The sequence below is a fragment of the Acinetobacter sp. NIOH-H-8 genome (genome assembly GCF_046635365.1).
Lineage (GTDB): Bacteria > Pseudomonadota > Gammaproteobacteria > Pseudomonadales > Moraxellaceae > Acinetobacter.
The window spans coordinates 1-416 of record NZ_JBHDVN010000266.1 but is presented as its reverse complement, the minus strand read 5'-3'; the positions used below and the strand labels follow the sequence as shown (position 1 = coordinate 416).

At 32.9% G+C, this 416-nt stretch carries 1 protein-coding gene; it reads right to left on the bottom strand.

What is annotated here, in order from left to right; all coding sequences use genetic code 11:
* A partial coding sequence (locus ACEWB7_RS18155; RefSeq protein ID WP_411581111.1) for an FAD-dependent oxidoreductase occupies positions 1–337 on the bottom strand: 337 nt, incomplete at its 3' end.
* Positions 338–416 lie beyond the last annotated feature (79 nt).

The window sequence follows — 416 nt, the reverse complement described above, 5'->3', positions numbered from 1 at the left end:
GTTTAATATCAGTTGGGATGCCCATAATCGAACCACCTGGTATAGGATACAATTTATTTTTAGCGAAAATGTATGATTGACCTGTTTCATTAGTAATTAAATCATCTTCAAGTCCAATATCTTTTGCTATATCAGTCATGATTGTTTTTCGTCCAAGATAAGATTCAGGGCCAAGTTCTATAGTATATCCATCTTTACGATACGTCTGTATCTTTCCAACTGGTAGATTTGTCGCTTCAAAAATGGTTACATCTATATCTGGTTTATAATGTTTTAAATAATATGCGCTTGAGAGGCCAGTTATTCCTGCACCAATAATTGCAACTTTTTTACTCACATTGAGTCCCTTCCTTTATTAAAAAACTGTTTTTATTTCATCCACGATAGCATTAATAAATAATGGATTCGTGTTAGGC